The 18,335-nt window shown below is 69.0% G+C and carries 17 protein-coding genes; 6 read left to right on the top strand and 11 right to left on the bottom strand.

The window, feature by feature from the left end:
- Window positions 1–27 precede the first annotated feature (27 nt).
- The 3 genes from AB6807_RS00625 (at window position 28) to AB6807_RS00615 (ending at window position 3,615) form a co-directional block, all read left to right on the top strand.
- Window positions 28–1,068, top strand: a complete 1,041-nt coding sequence (locus AB6807_RS00625) for an ABC transporter ATP-binding protein (protein WP_116908155.1) — start codon at window positions 28–30, stop codon at window positions 1,066–1,068.
- Entirely contained in the window at window positions 1,065–2,060 is a 996-nt protein-coding gene (locus tag AB6807_RS00620) for an ABC transporter ATP-binding protein (RefSeq protein ID WP_116908156.1), read from the top strand. The genes AB6807_RS00625 and AB6807_RS00620 overlap by 4 nt, the downstream gene beginning before the upstream one ends.
- A 97-nt stretch (window positions 2,061–2,157) precedes the next feature.
- Complete coding sequence (locus AB6807_RS00615; protein WP_371083135.1) at window positions 2,158–3,615, top strand: amidohydrolase family protein; 1,458 nt, start codon at window positions 2,158–2,160, stop codon at window positions 3,613–3,615.
- 6 nt (window positions 3,616–3,621) lie between these two features.
- On the opposite strand, the gene AB6807_RS00610 is transcribed toward AB6807_RS00615, so the two are convergent.
- The 5 genes from AB6807_RS00610 to AB6807_RS00590 form a co-directional block, all read right to left on the bottom strand.
- Window positions 3,622–3,852, bottom strand: coding sequence for a hypothetical protein (locus AB6807_RS00610; RefSeq protein WP_116908158.1), 231 nt, complete (start codon window positions 3,850–3,852; stop codon window positions 3,622–3,624).
- A 169-nt stretch (window positions 3,853–4,021) separates the two neighbouring features.
- Entirely contained in the window at window positions 4,022–4,927 is a 906-nt protein-coding gene (locus tag AB6807_RS00605; RefSeq protein ID WP_371083134.1) for a ZIP family metal transporter, read from the bottom strand.
- A gap of 119 nt (window positions 4,928–5,046) precedes the next feature.
- The gene (locus AB6807_RS00600) at window positions 5,047–5,943 is read right to left on the bottom strand and encodes a dienelactone hydrolase family protein (protein WP_371083133.1); all 897 of its coding nucleotides are present in this window, start codon (window positions 5,941–5,943) and stop codon (window positions 5,047–5,049) included.
- Between the two features lie 136 nt (window positions 5,944–6,079).
- Complete coding sequence (locus AB6807_RS00595; RefSeq protein WP_371084128.1) at window positions 6,080–6,814, bottom strand: aspartate/glutamate racemase family protein; 735 nt, start codon at window positions 6,812–6,814, stop codon at window positions 6,080–6,082.
- 21 nt (window positions 6,815–6,835) lie between these two features.
- Window positions 6,836–7,726: a transporter substrate-binding domain-containing protein gene (locus tag AB6807_RS00590; RefSeq protein WP_371083132.1), complete on the bottom strand. Its 891-nt coding sequence runs from the start codon at window positions 7,724–7,726 to the stop codon at window positions 6,836–6,838.
- A 216-nt stretch (window positions 7,727–7,942) separates the two neighbouring features.
- Here AB6807_RS00590 and AB6807_RS00585 point away from each other — a divergent pair, with 216 nt between their 5' ends.
- Window positions 7,943–9,166 carry a D-amino acid dehydrogenase gene (locus tag AB6807_RS00585; RefSeq protein WP_371083131.1) on the top strand — a complete coding sequence of 408 codons (1,224 nt, stop codon included), beginning with the start codon at window positions 7,943–7,945 and terminating at the stop codon, window positions 9,164–9,166.
- 53 nt (window positions 9,167–9,219) lie between these two features.
- On the opposite strand, the gene AB6807_RS00580 is transcribed toward AB6807_RS00585, so the two are convergent.
- The 6 genes from AB6807_RS00580 to polA all read right to left on the bottom strand — a co-directional run bounded on the left by AB6807_RS00580 (window position 9,220) and on the right by polA (window position 16,695).
- Complete coding sequence (locus AB6807_RS00580) at window positions 9,220–9,540, bottom strand: multidrug efflux SMR transporter (RefSeq protein WP_371083130.1); 321 nt, start codon at window positions 9,538–9,540, stop codon at window positions 9,220–9,222.
- 29 nt (window positions 9,541–9,569) lie between these two features.
- A complete protein-coding gene (locus tag AB6807_RS00575; protein WP_116908164.1) occupies window positions 9,570–10,022 on the bottom strand; it encodes a carboxymuconolactone decarboxylase family protein in 453 nt (150 codons plus the stop codon).
- A gap of 113 nt (window positions 10,023–10,135) precedes the next feature.
- Complete coding sequence (locus AB6807_RS00570; protein ID WP_371083129.1) at window positions 10,136–11,629, bottom strand: PLP-dependent aminotransferase family protein; 1,494 nt, start codon at window positions 11,627–11,629, stop codon at window positions 10,136–10,138.
- Window positions 11,630–11,637: 8 nt separating this feature from the next.
- Window positions 11,638–12,540 carry a LysR family transcriptional regulator gene (locus tag AB6807_RS00565; RefSeq protein ID WP_116908166.1) on the bottom strand — a complete coding sequence of 301 codons (903 nt, stop codon included), beginning with the start codon at window positions 12,538–12,540 and terminating at the stop codon, window positions 11,638–11,640.
- Window positions 12,541–12,553: 13 nt separating this feature from the next.
- Entirely contained in the window at window positions 12,554–13,837 is a 1,284-nt protein-coding gene (locus tag AB6807_RS00560; protein ID WP_116908167.1) for a M20/M25/M40 family metallo-hydrolase, read from the bottom strand.
- 41 nt (window positions 13,838–13,878) lie between these two features.
- Window positions 13,879–16,695: a DNA polymerase I gene (gene polA / locus AB6807_RS00555; protein WP_371083128.1), complete on the bottom strand. Its 2,817-nt coding sequence runs from the start codon at window positions 16,693–16,695 to the stop codon at window positions 13,879–13,881.
- A 97-nt stretch (window positions 16,696–16,792) separates the two neighbouring features.
- Here polA and AB6807_RS00550 point away from each other — a divergent pair, with 97 nt between their 5' ends.
- Window positions 16,793–17,182 carry a hypothetical protein gene (locus AB6807_RS00550; RefSeq protein WP_371083127.1) on the top strand — a complete coding sequence of 130 codons (390 nt, stop codon included), beginning with the start codon at window positions 16,793–16,795 and terminating at the stop codon, window positions 17,180–17,182.
- A gap of 85 nt (window positions 17,183–17,267) precedes the next feature.
- Window positions 17,268–18,335, top strand: a complete 1,068-nt coding sequence (locus AB6807_RS00545; RefSeq protein ID WP_371083126.1) for a homoserine kinase — start codon at window positions 17,268–17,270, stop codon at window positions 18,333–18,335.

Raw genomic sequence — 18,335 nt, 5'->3', positions numbered from 1 at the left:
AGTGAACGAGCGAACGAGGCACAGCCCATGACCACCCCCATGTCCCACACCGCCCTCGCCCCCGGCGAGCCGCTGCTCGAGGTCGACAACCTGCGCACCCACTTCCACACGCTGGCCGGCGTGGTGCGCTCGGTCGACGGGGTTTCGTACACCGTGCGCGCCGGCCGCACGCTGGGCGTGGTCGGCGAGTCGGGTTGCGGCAAGAGCGTGACCGCGCTGTCGATATTGCGGCTGGTGCCCACCCCGCCCGGGCGCCACATGGGCGCCGTGCGGCTGCGCGGCACCGACCTGATGCAGCTCAGCGAGCGCGAGATGCGGCAGATACGCGGCAACCGCATCTCCATGATCTTCCAGGAGCCGATGACATCGCTGAACCCGGTGCTCACCGTGGGCCGGCAGATTGCGGAGACGGTGCAGCTGCACCAGAAGGCCAGCCGCGCCGACGCGATGAAGCGCGCGGTCGAGATGCTGCGCGTGGTGCAGATTCCCGAGCCCGAGCGCCGCGTGAACGAGTACCCGCACCAGCTCTCCGGCGGCATGCGCCAGCGCGTGATGATCGCGCTGGCCCTGGCCTGCAACCCCGAGGTGCTGATCGCCGACGAGCCGACCACCGCGCTGGACGTGACCATCCAGGCGCAGATCCTGGAGCTCATCAAGCGGCTGCAGAAGGAGCTGGGCATGGGCGTGGTGATGATCACGCACGACCTGGGCGTGGTGGCCGAGAGCTGCGACCGCGTGGTGGTGATGTACGCAGGCAAGAAGGTGGAAGAAGCCGACGTCATCGACCTCTTCGACCGCCCGCTGCACCCCTACACGCGCGCGCTGATGGCCTCCATGCCCGCGATGAACACCGCGAGCACGCGGCTCACCGAGATTCCGGGCCTGGTGCCGGCCGCGCACGAACTGGGCCGCGGCTGCGCCTTTGCCGCGCGCTGCAGCCATGCACGTGAACGCTGCCGCGCCGAAACGCCGCGGCTCGCGCAGCAAGGCGGCGACCATGTGGTGGCCTGCTTCGCGGTGGAAGAACACTGGGCGGACGCGCCCGAAGTCACAGAGGTATCGGCATGACGACCACCGAGGCTCCGCTGCTGCGGGTGCGCAACCTGCGCAAGCACTACACATCGCCCAAGCGCTGGCTGCAGCCGGCCAAGCCGGCGATACAGGCGGTCGACGGCGTGTCTTTCTCGGTGGCGCGCGGCGAAACGCTGTCGCTGGTGGGCGAGTCGGGCTGCGGCAAGACGACGACGGCCAAGTCGGTGATGCGGCTGGTGGAGCCGACCTCGGGCTCGGTGGAGCTGGAAGGCCAGGAGCTGCTGTCGCTGTCGCCCGAGGACATGCGCCAGCGCCGGCGCGACCTGCAGATCATCTTCCAGGACCCCTACGCTTCGCTGAACCCGCGGCTGACGGCCGGCGACATCGTGGCGGAGCCGATGCGAAATTTCGGCAACTTCGGCGGGAGCGCGGCGGCCGAGCGCCGCGAGCGCGTGCAGTGGTTGTTCTCGCGCGTGGGCCTGCGGCCCGAGGCCGCGAAAAAGTACCCGCATGAGTTCTCTGGCGGCCAGCGCCAGCGGCTGGGCATTGCGCGCGCGCTGGCGCTGAACCCCAAGCTCATCGTGTGCGACGAGCCGGTGTCCGCGCTCGACGTGTCGGTGCAGGCGCAGGTGGTCAACCTGCTGATGGACCTGCAGGCCGAGTTCGGCATCGCCTACCTGTTCGTGGCGCACGACCTGGCGGTGGTGCGGCACATCAGCCATCGCGTGGCGGTGATGTACCTCGGGCACATCGTTGAGATTGCCGACCGCGACACCCTTTTTTCCAAGCCGCTGCACCCGTACACCGAGATCCTGCTGTCGGCCGTGCCCGTGCCAAACCCACGCACGCCCGCGCGCCGCTTGTTGCTGCAGGGCGACCCGCCCAGCCCTGCGAACCCGCCCTCGGGGTGCCGCTTTCACACACGCTGCCCGATGGCGCAGGCGGTGTGCAAGGAGAAGGTGCCTGAGCTGAGCGAGCGTGCGTCTTCTTCCCAGGGCGGGCATTGGGTGGCTTGTCACTTTCGCTGATGACTCGTTCAGGGCGCGATCGCGCCGGCGGCCTGTTCACCCGCCCTGAACAACAGCGCCAGGAACACCCGCAGACACAACACCAGAAAGGATCGACATGACCGAACCCATCACCCACTACGACCTGCTCATCCGCGGCGGCACCGTCATCGACGGCACCAAGGCACCCCGCTTCGATGCGGACATCGGCATCACGGGCGGGCGCATCGCCGCCATCGGCAAGCTCGCGGGCCACACGGCCGAGCAGACGATCGACGCCACCGGCCGCATCGTCGCGCCCGGCTTCATCGACTCGCACACGCACGACGACCAGGCCGTGCTGTCGCAGGCGCAGATGCCGTTCAAGGTGTCGCAGGGCGTGACCACGGTGGTGGCCGGCAACTGCGGCATCAGCGCCGCGCCGCTGCGCACGGACATGGACCTGCCGATGCCGCTGAGCCTGCTCGACTCGCCGGTGGAAGGCCGCTTCACGACCTTTGCCGCCTACCTCGACGCACTGCGCGCCACGCCCTCTTCGGTGAACGTGGCCGCGATGGTCGGGCACTCGACGCTGCGCGCGGTGGTCATGGCCGACCTCGACCGGCCCGCCACCGCCACCGAGATCGCCGCCATGCAGGCGCTGGTCGAAGAGGCGATGCAGGCCGGCGCCATCGGGCTGTCGACCGGCACCTTCTATCCGCCGGCGGTGAAGGCGACGACCGAGGAAATCATCGAGGTCGGCCGCCCGCTCAGTTCACGCAAGGCGCTGTACGTGACGCACATGCGCGACGAAAGCGACCGCGTGATGGAGTCGCTGGAAGAAACCTTCCACATCGGCCGCGCGCTCGACATTCCGGTGGTGGTGTCGCACCACAAGGTGCAGAACACGCAGAACTTCGGCAAGACCAAGGTCACGCTGCCCTTCATCAAGGAGGCCATGCAGCACCAGTGCATCGGGCTCGATTGCTACCCCTACACCGCCGGCTCCACCATGATCCGCACCGACCGCGGAATGATGGAAGGCCGCGTGCTCATCGCGTCGAGCGAGCCGCACCCCGAGTGCGCGGGCCGCGACCTGAAGGACATCGCGGCCGAATGGGGCGTGTCGGGCGAAGAAGCCGCGCAGCGGCTGCAGCCCGGCAGCGCGATCTATTTCATGATGGACGAGGACGACGTGCAGCGCATCCTCGCGTTCGACGAGACCATGATCGGCTCCGACGGCATTCCGCTGGGCGACAAGCCGCATCCGCGGCTGTGGGGCACCTTTCCGCGCGTGCTGGGCCACTACAGCCGCGACATCGGGCTGTTCCCGCTGGAGACGGCGGTGTGGAAGATGACGGGCCTCACCGCGCGCAACTTCGGCCTGCACGAACGCGGCACGCTGAAGCCGGGCCACCACGCGGACGTGGTGATCTTCAACGCCGCGACAGTGCGCGACACGGCCAACTACGAAACGCCGACGCAGCCGGCGGAAGGCATCGATGCGGTGATCGTGAACGGTGCACTCACCTGGCGCCACGGCGTGCACAGCGGTGCGCGCAACGGGCAGGTGATCACGCGGCGGGACGCGAGCTGAGCGCAGTCAGTCCGGGGCATTCATGACGCGGTCGAACTCCTCGTCGGCCGGCACGTTGTCGGCGTCGAGCTCGCTCGCGTCCGTCAGGTCGATGCCTGTTTCCTCCGACAGGTCGTCGGACGCTTCGCTCTCGGGTTCTTCGAAATCATCGGCGGGCGCGTTGTCCGTGGTGTCCGTGGTGTCGTCCTCGTCTTCCAACGATGCGGCGGAGCGCGCGGTGGCGTCGATGTTGTTCATGATCGGGTTCCTCGGCTGATGACTGACAGGCCCCCTATGGTGCGCCTGTTTGGGCCGCAGCGGCTCATCCGGGGCGCAGCGTCGGTGTCGGAAAGTTTCCCGCCGCGCGCCCGTGGGCCGAACCTGATGCTTTTGTCTCAGTGCAGCGTCGACCGCCGCTTGCGCTGGATCAGTCCTTGTGCACGTGCCCGTGCTCGCCGTGGCCCGGGTCGTCGTGGCCGTGTTCGTGCCCATGCTCGCCGTGCGCCAGCCGGCTCACGGCCGTGACCAGCACGATGCCCGCGACCAGCCACAGGATCTGCGCGGCGGTCTGGCGTGCCGGCAGGCGCTTTTGCAGTTGCGGAATCAGGTCGGCCAGCGCCACGTACACGAAGCTGCTGCCGGCCAGCACCAGGAAGTAAGGCAGCCAGCTGTGCAGCTGGTCGACCAGCCACCAGCCCGCGATGCCGCCCAGCGCGGTCATGGTGCCCGCCAGCGACACCTTCACCAGCGCCGCGCGCTGGTTGGCCGAGCTCTGGCGCAGCACCACGAGGTCGCCGATGTGGTGGGGAATCTCGTGCGCCAGCACCGCCAGCGCGGCCACCAGGCCCAGGCGCCAGTCGGCGGTGAAGGCCGAGGCGATGAGGATGCCGTCGCCGAAGCAGTGCACGCTGTCGCCGGTGAGCACGGCCCAGCCGCCGGTGCGGGGGCCGTGGTCATGTGAATGTCCGTGGTGCGCATGGCCGTGGTCGTGCCCGTGATCGTGGCCTTCGTGTCCCGCCGCGGGCTTCTCGTCGCCATGATGGTGCTCGTGCCCGTGGTGCCACAGCTCGGCCTTGTCGAGCAGGAAGAAGAACACCAGCCCGAACAGCAGCACGCCGAACAGCAGCGCCGGTTCGATGCGGCTTTCGAAGGCCTCGGGCAAGAGGTGCATGAAGGCGGTGGCGAGCAGCGCGCCGGCCGCCAGGCTCAGCAGGTGCTGCGGGTTCACGCCGCCCGAGCCGTTGCGTACGCCCACCTTCAAGAGAAAGGCCGCGAGCCAGACGCTGCCGATGCCGGAGACCAGGGTCGCCGCGATGATGACTATCAAATTCATAGCTGCTTGCGCAAGAGGGACGGCCGCTGGAACTGTTCCAGAAGCCGTGGTCCGTTCATAAAAAGAGAAAAGGCCGTCATTCGACGGCCTTCGGCGGGGGTGGCTACAGAGCGCCGGGTTCAGGCGACGCCATTGGCTTTGAACCAGGCCGTGGCGCGTTGCCAGCCGTCTTCCGCAGCGCTCTTCAGGTAGCTGGGGCGGTAGTCGGCATGGAACGCGTGGCCTGCTTCGGGGTACACGACGAAGCTCGATGCCTTGGCCGCCGGAGTCCCATTGGCCAGAGCAGCTTTCATCTTATCAACCGTGTCAAGGGGGATCCCCTGGTCTTTTCCGCCGTAGAGGCCGAGCACCGGCGCCTGCAGGCTGGCGGCCACGTCGACCGGGTGCCGGGGCTGCAATTCGCCGGGCTGGCCGACCAGCCGGCCGTACCAGGCCACGCCCGCCTTCACCTTGCCGGTGGCCGCGTACAGCCACGTGATGCGCCCGCCCCAGCAGAAGCCGGTGATGCCTGCCCGGGTGATGTCGCCGCCGTGGGCCTTGGCATAGGCCAGCGCGCCGTCGAGGTCGGCCAGCACCTGGGCGTCGGGCACCTTGGTGACGATGTCGGTCTGCAGCTTGGGAATGTCGGTGTAGCCGCGCGGATCGCCCTGGCGCGCGTAGAGCTCGGGCGCGATCGCCAGGTAGCCGAGCCTGGCGAAGCGGCGGCAGGTGTCGGCGATGTATTCGTGCACGCCGAAGATCTCCTGCACCACCAGGATGACCGGCAGGCCGGTCTTGCCCGCGGGCGCCGCCGCGTAGGCGGGCACGTCGAAGCCGTTCACGCTGTACTTGACGGGGCCGGCCGTCAGGCCTTCGGAAGAGGTGGCGATGGCGGTCTGCGCCACCACGGGCATCACGGCCGCCGCGTAGCCCACGCCGATGGCGGCCTTCAGCGCGGTGCGGCGCGTGGCGCCCTGCGCGGTGCTGTCGCCGGGGCGAAGCGAGTCGAAGTCGGAACGGCGGTCGTCGAGGGACATTGAAAAGGCTCCAGTGGGTGCATCGAAAAGGACACAAGGGGCGAGGCGCGAAAAACGCACGCCGCAATGTAGGCCAAATCGGCTGGAGGCCGCATGCCCCGAAATTCGGTGGGGTCGGAGGCTGGTATCGGCGGATTCAGCCGTAGGCCCGGCGCGCCAGCGCCGCCGCCAGCACCTGCGCCGGGTCGACCAGGTCCAGCCCCGCCACGGCGGGCAAGCCATGCAGCCCCAGCGGCACCTCGGTGCAGCCCATGATGATGGTCACCGGCCCGTGGCGCTCGGCGAGCCGCAGCGCCACGTCGGAGAAGCATTGGGCGGCCAGCGGCATGTTGCCGGCCTTCACGCCCTCGAAGATGCCGCGCGTGATGATGCGGCGCTCGTCCACGGAGGGAATGTGGCAGCCCAGCCCGGCCTCGGCCAGCGCCTGTTCATAGAGGCGCACGCGGTAGGTGCCTTCGGTGGCCATCAATGCCACGTCGCGCGCGCCCTGCTCGGCCAGCTGCCGCGCGGTTTCGCGCGCCATGTGCAGCAGCTCGACCTGCGGAAAGCGCGCCTGCAGGCTGCCATGCCAGGCGTGCGCCGTGTTGCAGGCGATGGCCACGGCCCGGCTGCCCAGCGCGGCCAGCCGGCCCAGCGCCTGCAGCATGGGCTCCAGCGGCTGGTGCGCGCCCTGCTCGGTGGAGGCCAGCGCGTCGGTGCGGTCGGGCACCGGCACCTGCGCCAGCCAGTGCTCCGGAAAGGACTGGTCGCGCACCGGCTCGCCGCGCGCGCGCATCTGCTGCGCGCAGGCCTGCACGAAGAGCCGGACGAAGTCGGCGCCCGCCGCGGGGCCCATGCCCCCCAAGATGCCGACGGTGTGCGTCACTGCGATGTCCTTTGCGTCACTTCGGTATCAGGTCGCGGGCTTGTCGCTCAGCGCCTTGAGGTTTTCTTTCAGCTGCTCGCTCATGGGCAGGTTCAGCGGCACGCCCTTCGGCGGAATCGGCTGCATGAACCACTTGGTGTAGAGCTTCTCGAACTCGCCGCTCTTCATCATGGCGCTGAAGGTGTCGTCCACCAGCTTCTTGAAGGCCGGGTCGTCCTTGGGCAGCATGCAGGCGTAGGGCTCGACCTGCAGCGACTCGCCCACCACTTCGTAGTCGGCCGGCGCCTTCGAATTGGCGATCAGGCCGAACAGCAGGATGTCGTCCATGGCGAAGGCCACCGCGCGGTCGCTTTCCACCAGCAGGAAGGAGTCGGCGTGGTCCTTGCCGAGCACGATGTCCATGCCGAGGTTCTTCTCGGTGTTGTACTTGCGCATGACCAGCGCGTTGGTGGTGCCGGTGGTGCTGGCCACGGTCTTCTTGGCGAGGTCGGCGTAGTCCTTGATCTTCGAGGACTTCTTCACCAGCAGGCGCGTGCCCGTGTAGAAATGGTTGATGGCGAAGGCCACGTCCTTGCCGCGCGCGCTGTTGTTGGTGGTGGAGCCGCACTCGAGGTCGACGGTGCCGTTGGTGATCAGCGGAATGCGGTTCTGCGAGGTGACGGGCATCAGCGCGACCTGCAGGTTGGGCTTGTTCAACTTCTTCTTCACCGCCTCGACCACGGCGTTGGAGAGCTCCACCGAGAACCCGATCGGCTTGTTGGGGCCGTCCAGGTAGCTGAAGGGGACCGACGATTCGCGGTAGGCCAGCGTGATCTTGCCGGTCTCGGCGATCTTGGCCAGCGTGTCGGCCGCATGGGCCGCCGGAGCGGTGAAGAGCACCGCGGCAGCCAGGGATGCCATCAGGACGGAGAGTTTCATTCGAGCCTTCAGTCGGTTGCGTTGAACAGGAAGGCCAGTGTAAGAAGGAGTGACACAAACCGGCAATTCCAATAGAACGCCGACCCATACCCAAAAGTTATGGGCTGGCTTTCTTTTGGCATTTCCGCCGGGCGCGGCGCAAACCTACAGTCAAGCCTGTCCTTCTGTCTTCTTGCTTCCCCCTCTTTCCTTCTCTTCCCTTCTGAAAGTTGCCCCATGCATGTGTGTGTGCTCGGTGCCGGCATCGTGGGCCTCGCCACCGCCTGGCAGCTCGAACGCCAGGGCCACCAGGTCACGGTGATCGACCGCGCCGCGCCCGGCGCGGGCGCCAGCGGCGGCAACGGCGCGCAGCTGAGCTACTCGTACGTGCAGCCGCTGGCCGACCCGTCGATCTGGAAGCAGCTGCCCAAGCTGCTGTTCTCGCCCACTTCGCCGCTCAAGCTGCGGCCGCAGCTCGATCCGCTGCAGTGGCGCTGGGGCATGGAATTTCTCGCGGCCTGCAACGCGCAGACCTCGCGCGACACCACGGCCCGGCTGCTGGCGCTGGCCGCCGAGAGCCGCGCCGGCTTCGAGGCGATGCAGGCCGACATCGCGCCCGACTGCGACTTTTCCGCCACCGGCAAGCTGGTGCTGTACGCCAGCGCGGCGTCGCTCGAAGGCGCGCGCGCGCAGCTGGAGCTGCAGCGCGCCATGGGCAGCGAGCAGCGGCTGGTGACGCCAGAGGAATGCATCGCCATCGAACCCGCGCTGGCCAGCTACCGCGGCCAGATGGCGGGCGCCGTGTACACGCCGAGCGAGTGCGCGGCAGATTGCCTGAAGGTGTGCGGCGAGCTGCTGCGGGCGCTGCGCGCGCGCGGCGTGCGCTTCATGCTGGGCACCGACGTGCACGGCTTTGCGCGCAGCGGGAACCACATTGCGGCGGTGCGCACCAGCAACGGTGACGGCACTGGCGACGTGGAGGCCGACGCGTTCGTCATGGCGCTGGGCTCGGCGTCTCACACGCTCGGGCGCGCGCTGGGCGCTTACCTGCCGGTGTACCCGCTCAAGGGCTACAGCATCACGGTGGAGGTCGATCCTTCGCCGGGCGCCGCACCAACCGTGAACGTGACCGACAGCGCCCGCAAGGTGGTGTTCGCGCGCATCGGCTCGCGGCTGCGCGTGGCGGGCATGGCGGAACTGGTGGGGCACGACGCCAGCATTCCGGCGACGCGCATCGAGACACTGGCCGCGGCCACGCGCGCGGTGTTTCCGCACGCATCGAAGCTGGAGCAGCTGCACCCCTGGACGGGCATGCGCCCGGCCACTCCCAGGGGGCTGCCGATCATCGGACGGCTGCAGAGCGCGCCGCCGAACATGCTGTTCAACACGGGCCACGGCGCGCTGGGGTTCACGCTGGCCTTCGGCTCGGCGCAGCGCATCGCGCAGGCATTGGCGGCCTGAAGCACGACCCACCGGCCCCACCGGCCCGCCTGCCCTGCTCGCCCTGCCCCGCTTCAGTCGCCCGACACCAGCTTCAGCCCGATCACGCCCGCCAGGATCAGCGCGATGCACAGCAGGCGCAGCGGCGCCGCCGAGTCGCCCAGCACCACGATGCCGACGATGGCGCTGCCGGCCGCGCCGATGCCGGTCCACACCGCGTAGCCGGTTCCCATCGGCAGCGTGCGCATCGCCAGCGACAGCAGCACCACGCTCGACACGCCCGCAGCGAGCGTGAACAGCGAGGGAACCCAGCGCGTGAAACCGTCGGACGCCTTCATGGCGAAGGCGAACGCGATTTCCAGAAGGCCGGCCAAGCCGACCAGTGCCCATGCCATGCGCGACGGCTCCATGGGGTGCCGCGCGCTCAGGCCTTGGCGGCCGCGGGCGGCACGCGGAACGACACGCCCAGGCGGTTGAAGGCGTTCATCAGGCCGATGGCGTAGGTGAGCTCGGACAGTTCCTTGTCGCTGAACTCGGCGGCGGCGGCCTCGTAGTCGGCATCGGGCACGCCGGTGTCAGCCACGCGCGTCACGCTCTCCGCCCAGGCCAGCGCCACGCGCTCGCGCGGGTCGAACACGGCGCCCGACTCGCGCCATGCCTGCACCAGCACGAGCTTGTCGACGGGCAGGCCCGCCTTGAGCAGGTCGCGCGAATGCATGTCGATGCAGTAGGCGCAGCCGTTGACCTGCGACACGCGCAGGTAGACGAGGTCGACCAGCGCCTTGGGCAGGCTGCCTTTCTGCAGGGCGGCGTAGACGCCTCCGAATGCCTTGTAGCCCTCGGGGGCGGCCTGGGTGTAGTCGATGCGGTTGCTCATGGCGAGTCCTTCGTATGCAGGTTGGAAAGGACGCTATCGTCCGATTTCTTGGCCCAGGCAAGAAGGGCCAAGATCGGCTCTAGCTACTGGGCCATGATCGACGGCCCTCGCGCTCACGCCGCGCTCTGGCTGCCGGGCTCCAGCAGGCGCAGGATGCGCTTGCCCAGCGTCTGCGCCGTCTGCATCGAATCGATGTTCGTGAAGCCCAGCAGCAGCGCCGGGTCGCCTTCCTCGGGCGTCAATGCCCAGTCCCTCAGCGCCTCGGCGTAGAGGCCTTCCTGCCGCATGCGCGCGACCAGCCGCCGGTCGGAGCGCTCGCCTTTCAGTCGCAGGATCAGGTGCATGCCCCCGGGCTGCGCATCGATGCGCACATGGGGCGCCAGCACGCGCTCCAGCCCCGCGATGGCGGCGGCGCGGCGCTCGGCGTAGAGCGTGCGCGTGCGCTGGATGTGGCGCGCGAAGTGGCCCTCCCTGATGAAGGCGGTGACGATGGCCTGCGTCAGCGCGGGGCTGCCGCCGGCGAAGACCTGCATGACCTGCTCGAAGCGCTCGACCTGCGCTTCCGGCACGACCAGGTAGGCCAGCCGGATGCTGGGAAACAGCACCTTGCTGAAGGTGCCCGCGTAGAGCACGCGGCCCTCGCGGTCCAGGCTCTTCAGCGCGGGCAGCGGGCGGCTCACGTAGCGGTATTCGCCGTCGTAGTCGTCCTCGACGATCCAGGCGCCGGTGCGCGCGGCCCAGTCCAGCAGCGCGAGGCGCCGGGGCAGCGAGAGCGACACGCACAGCGGGCTCTGGTGCGCAGGCGTGACCACGGCGGCGCGCGCGCGGGGCGCCCGGCGGATGCCCTCGGCCACCACCATGCCGTCGCGGTCCACCGGCACCGGCACGGCCGCGACCTGCATGCCGGCCAGCAGCTCGCGCGTGGGCGGGTAGCCCGGGTCTTCGAGCCAGACGCGGTCGCCCGCCTTCAGCAGCGCCTGGCCCACCAGCTGCACCGTGTGGCGGTAGCCGGAGGTCACGAACACCTGCGACGGCGCGCAGTCGATGCCGCGCGCCACCTGCAGGTAGGCGGCAATCTCGGCGCGCAACGGCGCCGACCCGAAGACGGCCGGATGCACCATGTCCGAAGGCTGCGTCGCGCGGATGCAGCGCGCGCCCAGCCGGGCCCAGATCTTTCGCGGGAAGGCATCAAGCGCGGGCAGGCCCATCTGGAACGGCAGCACCGAGTCGGGGCGGTAGCTGGCCGCGGGCACGTCGCTGTCGGGCCGCGGCGCCTTGCTCTGCACCGGCCTGCGCGGCTGCAGGTCGGGCGACACGATGGTGCCCGCCTGTCCGCGGGCCTGGATGTAGCCCTCGGCGGCCAGCAGCGAATAAGCCGCGTCCACCGTGCCCCTTGCCAGCCCGAGTTCGCGGGTCAGCGCGCGCACCGAGGGAATGCGGTCGCCGGGCTTCAGCAGGCCCTGGGCGATGGCGTTGCGAAAGCGGTCGTAGATCTGGCGGTAGTAGGGCTCGGCGGCCGCGGGGTCGAGCGGGGACAGCTCTGGAAGCCGTGAAAGTTGTGAAAGCTGTGAAGGAGGCGCGATGGGCCCGGTCTTGCCCGTTTGCATCGGGCGGCCTAGATCGTTTCCTCGATCGCCTGCTGCATGCACCGCGTGATGCCGCGCACCGCCACCGAGTCGGGCTTGGCGGCGAAGCGCAGCGCGCGGATCGGCACCGGAATGTGCGGCTCCAGCGTGAGCACGTCGACCTTGTCGCGGTCGGCCGAGCGCGCGGTGCAGCCGTCGACCAGCGCCACGCCGATGCCGTGGTGCGCCATGGCCAGCGCGGCATGGTAGGTCTGCACCGTCACCACCGCCTGCTGGAAGCCCACGCCTGCCTGCCGGCAGGCCTGGCTCAGGCTGGTGCCGACGGGGTCGCGGCTGTCCAGCCCGATCACCGGGCGCTTCACCAGGTCGTGCAGCGCCACCGAGCCGTTGCGCACCAGCGCGCGCGGCAGCATGCCCTTGGGCGCGATGCACACCATGCGGCTGTCGGCCAGCGTCTCCTGCGTGAGCGAAGGGTGCACCGCGGGGCTGAACGCGAAGCCCACGTCGGCCTCCTGCACCAGCAGCGCGGACATGATCTGCGGCGAGTGCAGCGACTCGACCGTGATCTTGTAGCCCGGGTGCTTCTCGCGAAAGGCCTTCAGCGCGCGCGGCAGGATGTCGTAGCTCAGCGCCAGCACGCTCAGGATGCGCAGCTCGCCGGTGTCGCCCGCGGTGCGCAGGTTGCCCGCCAGGCGCTGCACCTCGTCGAGCTGCGCGAACAGCCGCTCGATGTGCGGGTACAGCGTGAGCGCCTCGGTGGTCGGCGTGAGCCGGCCCTTGGCGCGCTGGAACAGCGGAAAACCCAGCTGCATTTCCGCGTGCTGCAGCGTGCGGCTCACCGCCGGCTGCGTGATGTTGATGAGCCGCGCCGCCGCGCTCACGCTGCCCGTGAGCATGATCGCGTTGAAGACCTCGATGTGGCGCAGGCGCATCGCGGGCGCCGGGTCAGCGGGCGGTCTTGCCGCGGGCGATGTCCATCACCATGCGGGTGCCCAGGTAGAGGCGCGGCTCGATGGAGTCGACCAGCACGTACTCGGCATCGGCCGAGTGCGCGCCGAAGCCCTGCAGCCCGAAGCGCTCGATGACGGGCGCCTTGGTCTTCAGCGCCGCGAAAGCCGCGTCGGTGCCGCCGCCGGCCGCCTTGTCGTCGGCGCCCAGCGGGCGGCCGAGCTCTTCCTTGTAGATCTGCTGCGCGTGCGCGGCCATGGCGCGCGAGGCGTCGGTGGCTTCCAGCGGCGGGCGGCGGCGCTCGAACTTGAGCTCGACCTTGGCCTCGGGAATCAGCTGCTTCTTCACGCGCTCGTTCACCTGCTGCTCGATGCGGTCGTAGTCGCTGACCTTGAGCACGCGCACGTCGGCGCCGGCGGTGGCGCTGGCCGGGATCACGTTGCGGTTGCTGCCCGACTTGGAGATGGTCCAGTTCATCTTCAGGCCCGTGGCCGGGTCCGACAGGTCGCGCATCTGCAGGATCTGGTGCGACAGCTCGTACAGCGCGTTCACGCCCAGCTCGGGCGCCGAGCCCGCGTGCGAGGCCTTGCCCGCCACGTGCAGCGTGACCGAGGCGATGCCGGCGGTGGCCAGCGAGAGCTTGTCGTCCTTCACGTAGGCGCCTTCGAAGGACATGACGGCGTCGTGCTCGGCGCCCATGCGCGTGATGAGCGCGCGCGCGCCGGGCGAGCTGATTTCCTCGTCGCCGTTGATCAGCACGGTGAGCGTGCCGTACTCCTTGAACTTCATCTGCTGCAGCATCGACACGATGTGCGTGATGACGGCAATGCCCTGCTTGTCGTCGGCGATGCCCAGGCCGTAGGCCTTGTCGCCCTCGATGCGGAACGGCTGCTTGTTGAGCATGCCGATGGTGTAGACGGTGTCCATGTGCGCGATGAGCAGGATCTTCTTCTTGCCCGTGCCCTTGAAGGTGGCGCGCACCACGCGGCCCATCTTCTCGGGCGTGTCTTCCATGCGGTAGGCCTCGGCGCTCGGGTCGATCAGCTCGACCTCGCCGCCCAGCGCCTTGAACTTGCCTGCGATGAGGTCGGAGATTTTCTCGAGCCCGTCGAGGTCGCGGCTGCCCGATTCGATGGAGACCAGCTCCTTCAGCGTGTCGAGCAGCGCGGGCTTTTCCTTGGCGGCGAGCGAGGCGATGCCGGCGTCGGGCGCGGCGAAGGCGGTGCCCGCCAGGGCGGCGCAGACAGCGGCGATGAGGAGTTGGCGATGCGGGAATTTCATGTGCGTGCGGGTTGTATGGGTTGTCTCGTCTTGGCGTGCGGTCAGTGCGCCTTGTCCCAGTTGGGACCCACGCCGATCTCGGCCAGCAGCGGCACCTTCAGCGCGGCAACGCTGGCCATGAGGCGGGGGATCTCGGTGCGCACCCATTCGACCTCGGCCTCGGGCACTTCGAACACCAGTTCGTCGTGCACCTGCATGATCATCCGGGTGCCGCGCTTTTCTTCGTCGAGCACGTTCTGTACCTTGACCATGCTCAGCTTGATCAGGTCGGCCGCGGTGCCCTGCATGGGCGCATTGATGGCCGCGCGCTCGGCGCCGCCGCGGCGCGGGCCGTTGGGCGAGTTGATCTCGGGCAGGTACAGGCGACGGCCGAACACCGTTTCCACGTAGCCCTGCTCCTTGGCGAGCGCCTTGGTCTCGTCCATGTAGGCCTTCACGCCCGGGTAGCGCGCGAAGTAGCGCTCGATGTACGAGGCCGCGGCCTTGGTCTCGATGCCCAGGTTCTTCGCCAGGCCGAAGCTGCTCATGCCGTAGATCAGCCCGAAGTTGATCACCTTGGCATAGCGGCGCTGCTCGCTGGACACCTGGTCGGGCGTGGAGCCGAACACCTCGGCGGCGGTGGCGCGGTGCACGTCGATGCCTTCGGTGAACGCGCGCAGCAGCGACTCGTCGCCGCTGATGTGGGCCATGATGCGCAGCTCGATCTGCGAGTAGTCGGCACTGGCGATCACGCGGCCCGCCGGCGCCACGAAGGCCTCGCGCACGCGGCGGCCTTCGGGCGTGCGGATCGGAATGTTCTGCAGGTTCGGGTCGTTGCTGCTCAGCCGGCCGGTCACGGCCACGGCCTGCGCGTAGTGGGTGTGCACGCGCCCGCTGCGCGGGTTGGCGAGCTGCCCCAGCTTGTCGGTGTAGGTGCCCTTGAGCTTCGACAGGCCGCGGTGCTCCAGGATCTTGGCCGGCAGCGGATAGTCTTCGGCCAGTTTCTCGAGCACTTCCTCGTCGGTGCTGGGCGCGCCGCTCGGCGTCTTCTTGACCACGGGCAGGCCCAGCTTGGTGAAGAAGATCTCGGCAATCTGCTTGGGCGAACCGAGGTTGAAGGGCTGGCCGGCGATGTCGTAGGCCTCCTGCTCCAGCGCCATGATGCGCGTGCCGAGCTCGTGGCTTTGCGCGGCCAGCGTGGGCGCGTCGATCAGCACGCCGTTGCGCTCGATGCGGTAGAGCGCCTCGCTCGAATCCATTTCGAGCTGGTAGACGAACAGCAGCTTTTCGTCCTTCTGCAGCTGGGGCCACAGAGTGTTGTGCACGTCGAGCGTCTGGTCGCTGTCCTCGCACGAGTATTCGGCCGCCTTGGCGATGTCGACCTGGCTGAACGGGATCTGGTGTGCGCCCTTGCCGCACAGGTCTTCGTAGGAGATGCCGCTGCGGCCCAGGTGGCGCTCGGCCAGGCTGGAGAGGCCGTGCGGCTTGTGCACTTCGAGCACGTAGCTCTGCAGCATGGTGTCGTGCGCGTAGCCCTGCACCTCGATGCCGTGGTTGGCGAACACGTGGCGGTCGTACTTGATGTGCTGGCCGAGCTTTTTCTTCTCGCCGTTTTCCAGCCAGGGCTTGAGCCGGGCGAGCACCTCGTCGATGGGCAGCTGCTCGGGCGCGTCGGGGTAGTTGTGCGCCAGCGGAATGTAGGCCGCCTCGCCGGGCACCACGCTGAAGCTCACGCCGACGATCTGCGCGACCATCTCGTCGAGCGAAGTGGTCTCGGTGTCCACCGCTGCGAGCTCGGCCGCCTCGAGCCGGGCGAGCCAGGCGTCGAACTGCTCCCAGGTGGTGATGGTGTCGTACTTCAGGTTGCTGGCGGGCGCGGCGGCTTCGAGCGCGTCGATTTCAGAGGGCTCGTCGAACAGGCCGCCCTGGTCGCTGTCGGCCTTCGCGGCCGACTTCTTCTTCAGGTTTTCCTCGATGAGCTCGGGCGGCACTTCCTGCGCCTCGAGCCCCTTCACCAGGCTCTTGAAGCCGTATTTCTCGTAGAAGGGCTTCAGCTCGACGGTCTGCGGCGCGCCCACCGGCAGGCCTTCGAGCGACGGCAGGCCGGCAACGTGGCCGTCGAGGTCGCAGTCGGTGCGAATGGTGACCAGGCGCCTGCTGAGCGGGAGCTTGTCGAGCGCGTTGCGCAGGTTTTCGCCGGCGGCGCCCTTCACCTCGGCGGCGCGCGCGACCAGCGCGTCGAGCGAACCGTATTCGAGCAGCCACTTGGCCGCCGTCTTGGGACCCACCTTGGGCACGCCGGGCACGTTGTCGACCGTGTCGCCCACCAGCGTCTGGTAGTCGATCATGAGCGCGGGCGGCACGCCGAACTCGGAGGTGACGCCGGCCACGTCGCGCCGCTTGCCGTTCATAGTGTCGATGATGGTGATGTGCTCGTCCACCAGCTGGCTCAGGTCCTTGTCGCCGCTGGAGACGATCACTTCCACACCCTGCGCGGCGGCGATCTTGGCGAGCGTGCCGATGACGTCGTCGGCCTCCACGTCGGGCACGCTGAGCACCGGCCAGCCGAGCAGCCTGACCACGTCGTGGATGGGGTCGATCTGGCTGCGCAGGTCGTCGGGCATGGGCGAGCGGTTGGCCTTGTACTCGGGGTACCAGTCGTCGCGAAAGGTCTTGCCGGGGGCGTCGAAGATGCAGGCTGCGTAGTCGGCGCGCACCTCGCGGCGCAGCGCGGTCATCATGTTGATCATTCCCCGGATCGCGCCGGTCGCCGGGCTCTTGGGGTCGCCGGGCACGGCCCGCAGGTCGGGCATGGCGTGGAAGGCGCGGTAGAGATAGCTCGAGCCATCGACGAGCAGCAGCGTTTTCTTGTCGGTCATCGGGGCATTTTGCCGTGCCCGAAGCGGCGCCCGGAACCACGACGCCATGAGGTGGCAACCGACGCGCCAAATGCAGGCGCACGCCTACAATCAGGCCATGCCTAGCTCCACACTCCTGGTCGCCCGCCGCATCCTGCTGGCGCTGGCTTTCACAGCCCCCCTTGCCGCCGTGAGCGTCGCGCACGCGCAGCAGCCCGCACCCGCTGCCGCACCTGCTTCGGCAGCCCCCGCCCAGGCGCTACCAAATCAGGAGCAGTCCGCCGCCGACGGCCGACGCAACCAGAAGGTCGAGAACCTCCACACCGAAGACAGCGGCGCCTCGGTCGACGAAGTCCGCTACGGCGGCCGCACGCAGAGCATCAACGTCAAGCCCAAGTCGAACGTGCCGGGCTACGAAGTGCTGCCGGCCGACCAGGCCACCGGCCGCCAGGGCTCCTCGGAAACCGGCGCCAACGGCCCGCGCGTGTGGAACGTGATGAAGTTCTGATGGCCGTGCGCTCCCTCGTCTTCGCTTTCGCTTCCCTTTGCGTTCCTGCCGCGCCCGCCGCGGCAACGCCCCGCTGAACACCCCCATGGCAGTTTTTACCGAAGTCGGTTTCGGCGAGGCAGACGCGCTCGTCCAACGCCTGGGCCTGGGCCCGCTGCGCGAGCTGCGCGGCATCGAGGGCGGCATCGAGAACACCAACTACTTCGCCACCACCGAGTCGGGCGAGTTCGTGCTGACGCTGTTCGAGCGCCTGAGCGCCGAGCAACTGCCCTACTACCTTTGCCTGATGAAGCACCTGGCCGGCGCCGGCCTGCCGGTGCCCGCGCCCGTGGCCGGGCCTCCCGTGGTCGAGAAAGCGAAAAAGGGCCAGCTGCCCCTGCAGTCCGCCGAGGCCGACTGCGACCTGCTGCACACCGTGGCCGGCAAGCCGGCCGCCGTGGTGCTGAAGCTTTCGGGCCGCAGCGAACTCGCCCCCGGCGCCGCGCACTGCGCCGAGCTGGGCGCCATGCTGGCGCGCATGCACCTGGCGGGGCGCGACTTTCCGCGCACCCAGCCCAACCTGCGCGGCCTGCCCTGGTGGAACGACACGGTGCCCGTGGTGCTGCCCTACATCGAGGAAGCGCAGGCCGACCTGCTGCGCGCGGAGCTGGCCTACCAGAACCACGTGGCCGAGTCGTCGGCCTACGCGGCATTGCCACGCGGCCCGGTGCATGCCGACATGTTCCGCGACAACGTGATGTTCGCCACCGGCCACGGCACGGACGACGCCGACAGCCATGCTCCCCGCCTGACCGGCGTGTTCGACTTCTACTTCGCCGGCACCGACACCTGGCTGTTCGACCTGGCCGTGTGCCTGAACGACTGGGCCATCGACCTGCCGAGCGGCCGGCACGACGCCGAGCGCGCCGACGCATTGCTCTCGGCCTACGAAACCGTGCGCCCCCTGAACGCCGCCGAGCGCGCCCTGCTGCCCGCCATGCTGCGCGCCGCGGCGCTGCGCTTCTGGATCTCGCGCCTGTGGGACTTCCACCTGCCGCGCGAGGCAAGCATGCTCAAGCCCCACGACCCCGCGCACTTCGAGCGCGTGCTGCGCGACCGCGCCTCCCACCCGCATGCCATGGCCCAGGCGCTAGAGCCGGCCATGGCGGCCTGA

Source organism: Variovorax sp. RCC_210 (genome assembly GCF_041355175.1).
Taxonomy (GTDB): Bacteria; Pseudomonadota; Gammaproteobacteria; order Burkholderiales; family Burkholderiaceae_C; genus Variovorax.
The sequence above is the reverse complement of the archived record's forward strand: the minus strand, read 5'-3'. Positions and strand labels throughout refer to the sequence as shown.

Excerpts from the sequence above, each read along its gene's own strand:
- AB6807_RS00625 (WP_116908155.1), top strand. The coding sequence starts at position 28 with ATGACCACCCCCATGTCCCACACCGCCCTCGCCCCCGGCGAGCCGCTG.
- AB6807_RS00620 (WP_116908156.1), top strand. The coding sequence starts at position 1,065 with ATGACGACCACCGAGGCTCCGCTGCTGCGGGTGCGCAACCTGCGCAAG.
- AB6807_RS00615 (WP_371083135.1), top strand. The coding sequence starts at position 2,158 with ATGACCGAACCCATCACCCACTACGACCTGCTCATCCGCGGCGGCACC.
- AB6807_RS00610 (WP_116908158.1), bottom strand. The coding sequence starts at position 3,852 with ATGAACAACATCGACGCCACCGCGCGCTCCGCCGCATCGTTGGAAGAC.
- AB6807_RS00605 (WP_371083134.1), bottom strand. The coding sequence starts at position 4,927 with ATGAATTTGATAGTCATCATCGCGGCGACCCTGGTCTCCGGCATCGGC.
- AB6807_RS00600 (WP_371083133.1), bottom strand. The coding sequence starts at position 5,943 with ATGTCCCTCGACGACCGCCGTTCCGACTTCGACTCGCTTCGCCCCGGC.
- AB6807_RS00590 (WP_371083132.1), bottom strand. The coding sequence starts at position 7,726 with ATGAAACTCTCCGTCCTGATGGCATCCCTGGCTGCCGCGGTGCTCTTC.
- AB6807_RS00585 (WP_371083131.1), top strand. The coding sequence starts at position 7,943 with ATGCATGTGTGTGTGCTCGGTGCCGGCATCGTGGGCCTCGCCACCGCC.
- AB6807_RS00580 (WP_371083130.1), bottom strand. The coding sequence starts at position 9,540 with ATGGCATGGGCACTGGTCGGCTTGGCCGGCCTTCTGGAAATCGCGTTC.
- AB6807_RS00575 (WP_116908164.1), bottom strand. The coding sequence starts at position 10,022 with ATGAGCAACCGCATCGACTACACCCAGGCCGCCCCCGAGGGCTACAAG.
- AB6807_RS00570 (WP_371083129.1), bottom strand. The coding sequence starts at position 11,629 with ATGCAAACGGGCAAGACCGGGCCCATCGCGCCTCCTTCACAGCTTTCA.
- AB6807_RS00565 (WP_116908166.1), bottom strand. The coding sequence starts at position 12,540 with ATGCGCCTGCGCCACATCGAGGTCTTCAACGCGATCATGCTCACGGGC.
- AB6807_RS00560 (WP_116908167.1), bottom strand. The coding sequence starts at position 13,837 with ATGAAATTCCCGCATCGCCAACTCCTCATCGCCGCTGTCTGCGCCGCC.
- polA (WP_371083128.1), bottom strand. The coding sequence starts at position 16,695 with ATGACCGACAAGAAAACGCTGCTGCTCGTCGATGGCTCGAGCTATCTC.
- AB6807_RS00550 (WP_371083127.1), top strand. The coding sequence starts at position 16,793 with ATGCCTAGCTCCACACTCCTGGTCGCCCGCCGCATCCTGCTGGCGCTG.
- AB6807_RS00545 (WP_371083126.1), top strand. The coding sequence starts at position 17,268 with ATGGCAGTTTTTACCGAAGTCGGTTTCGGCGAGGCAGACGCGCTCGTC.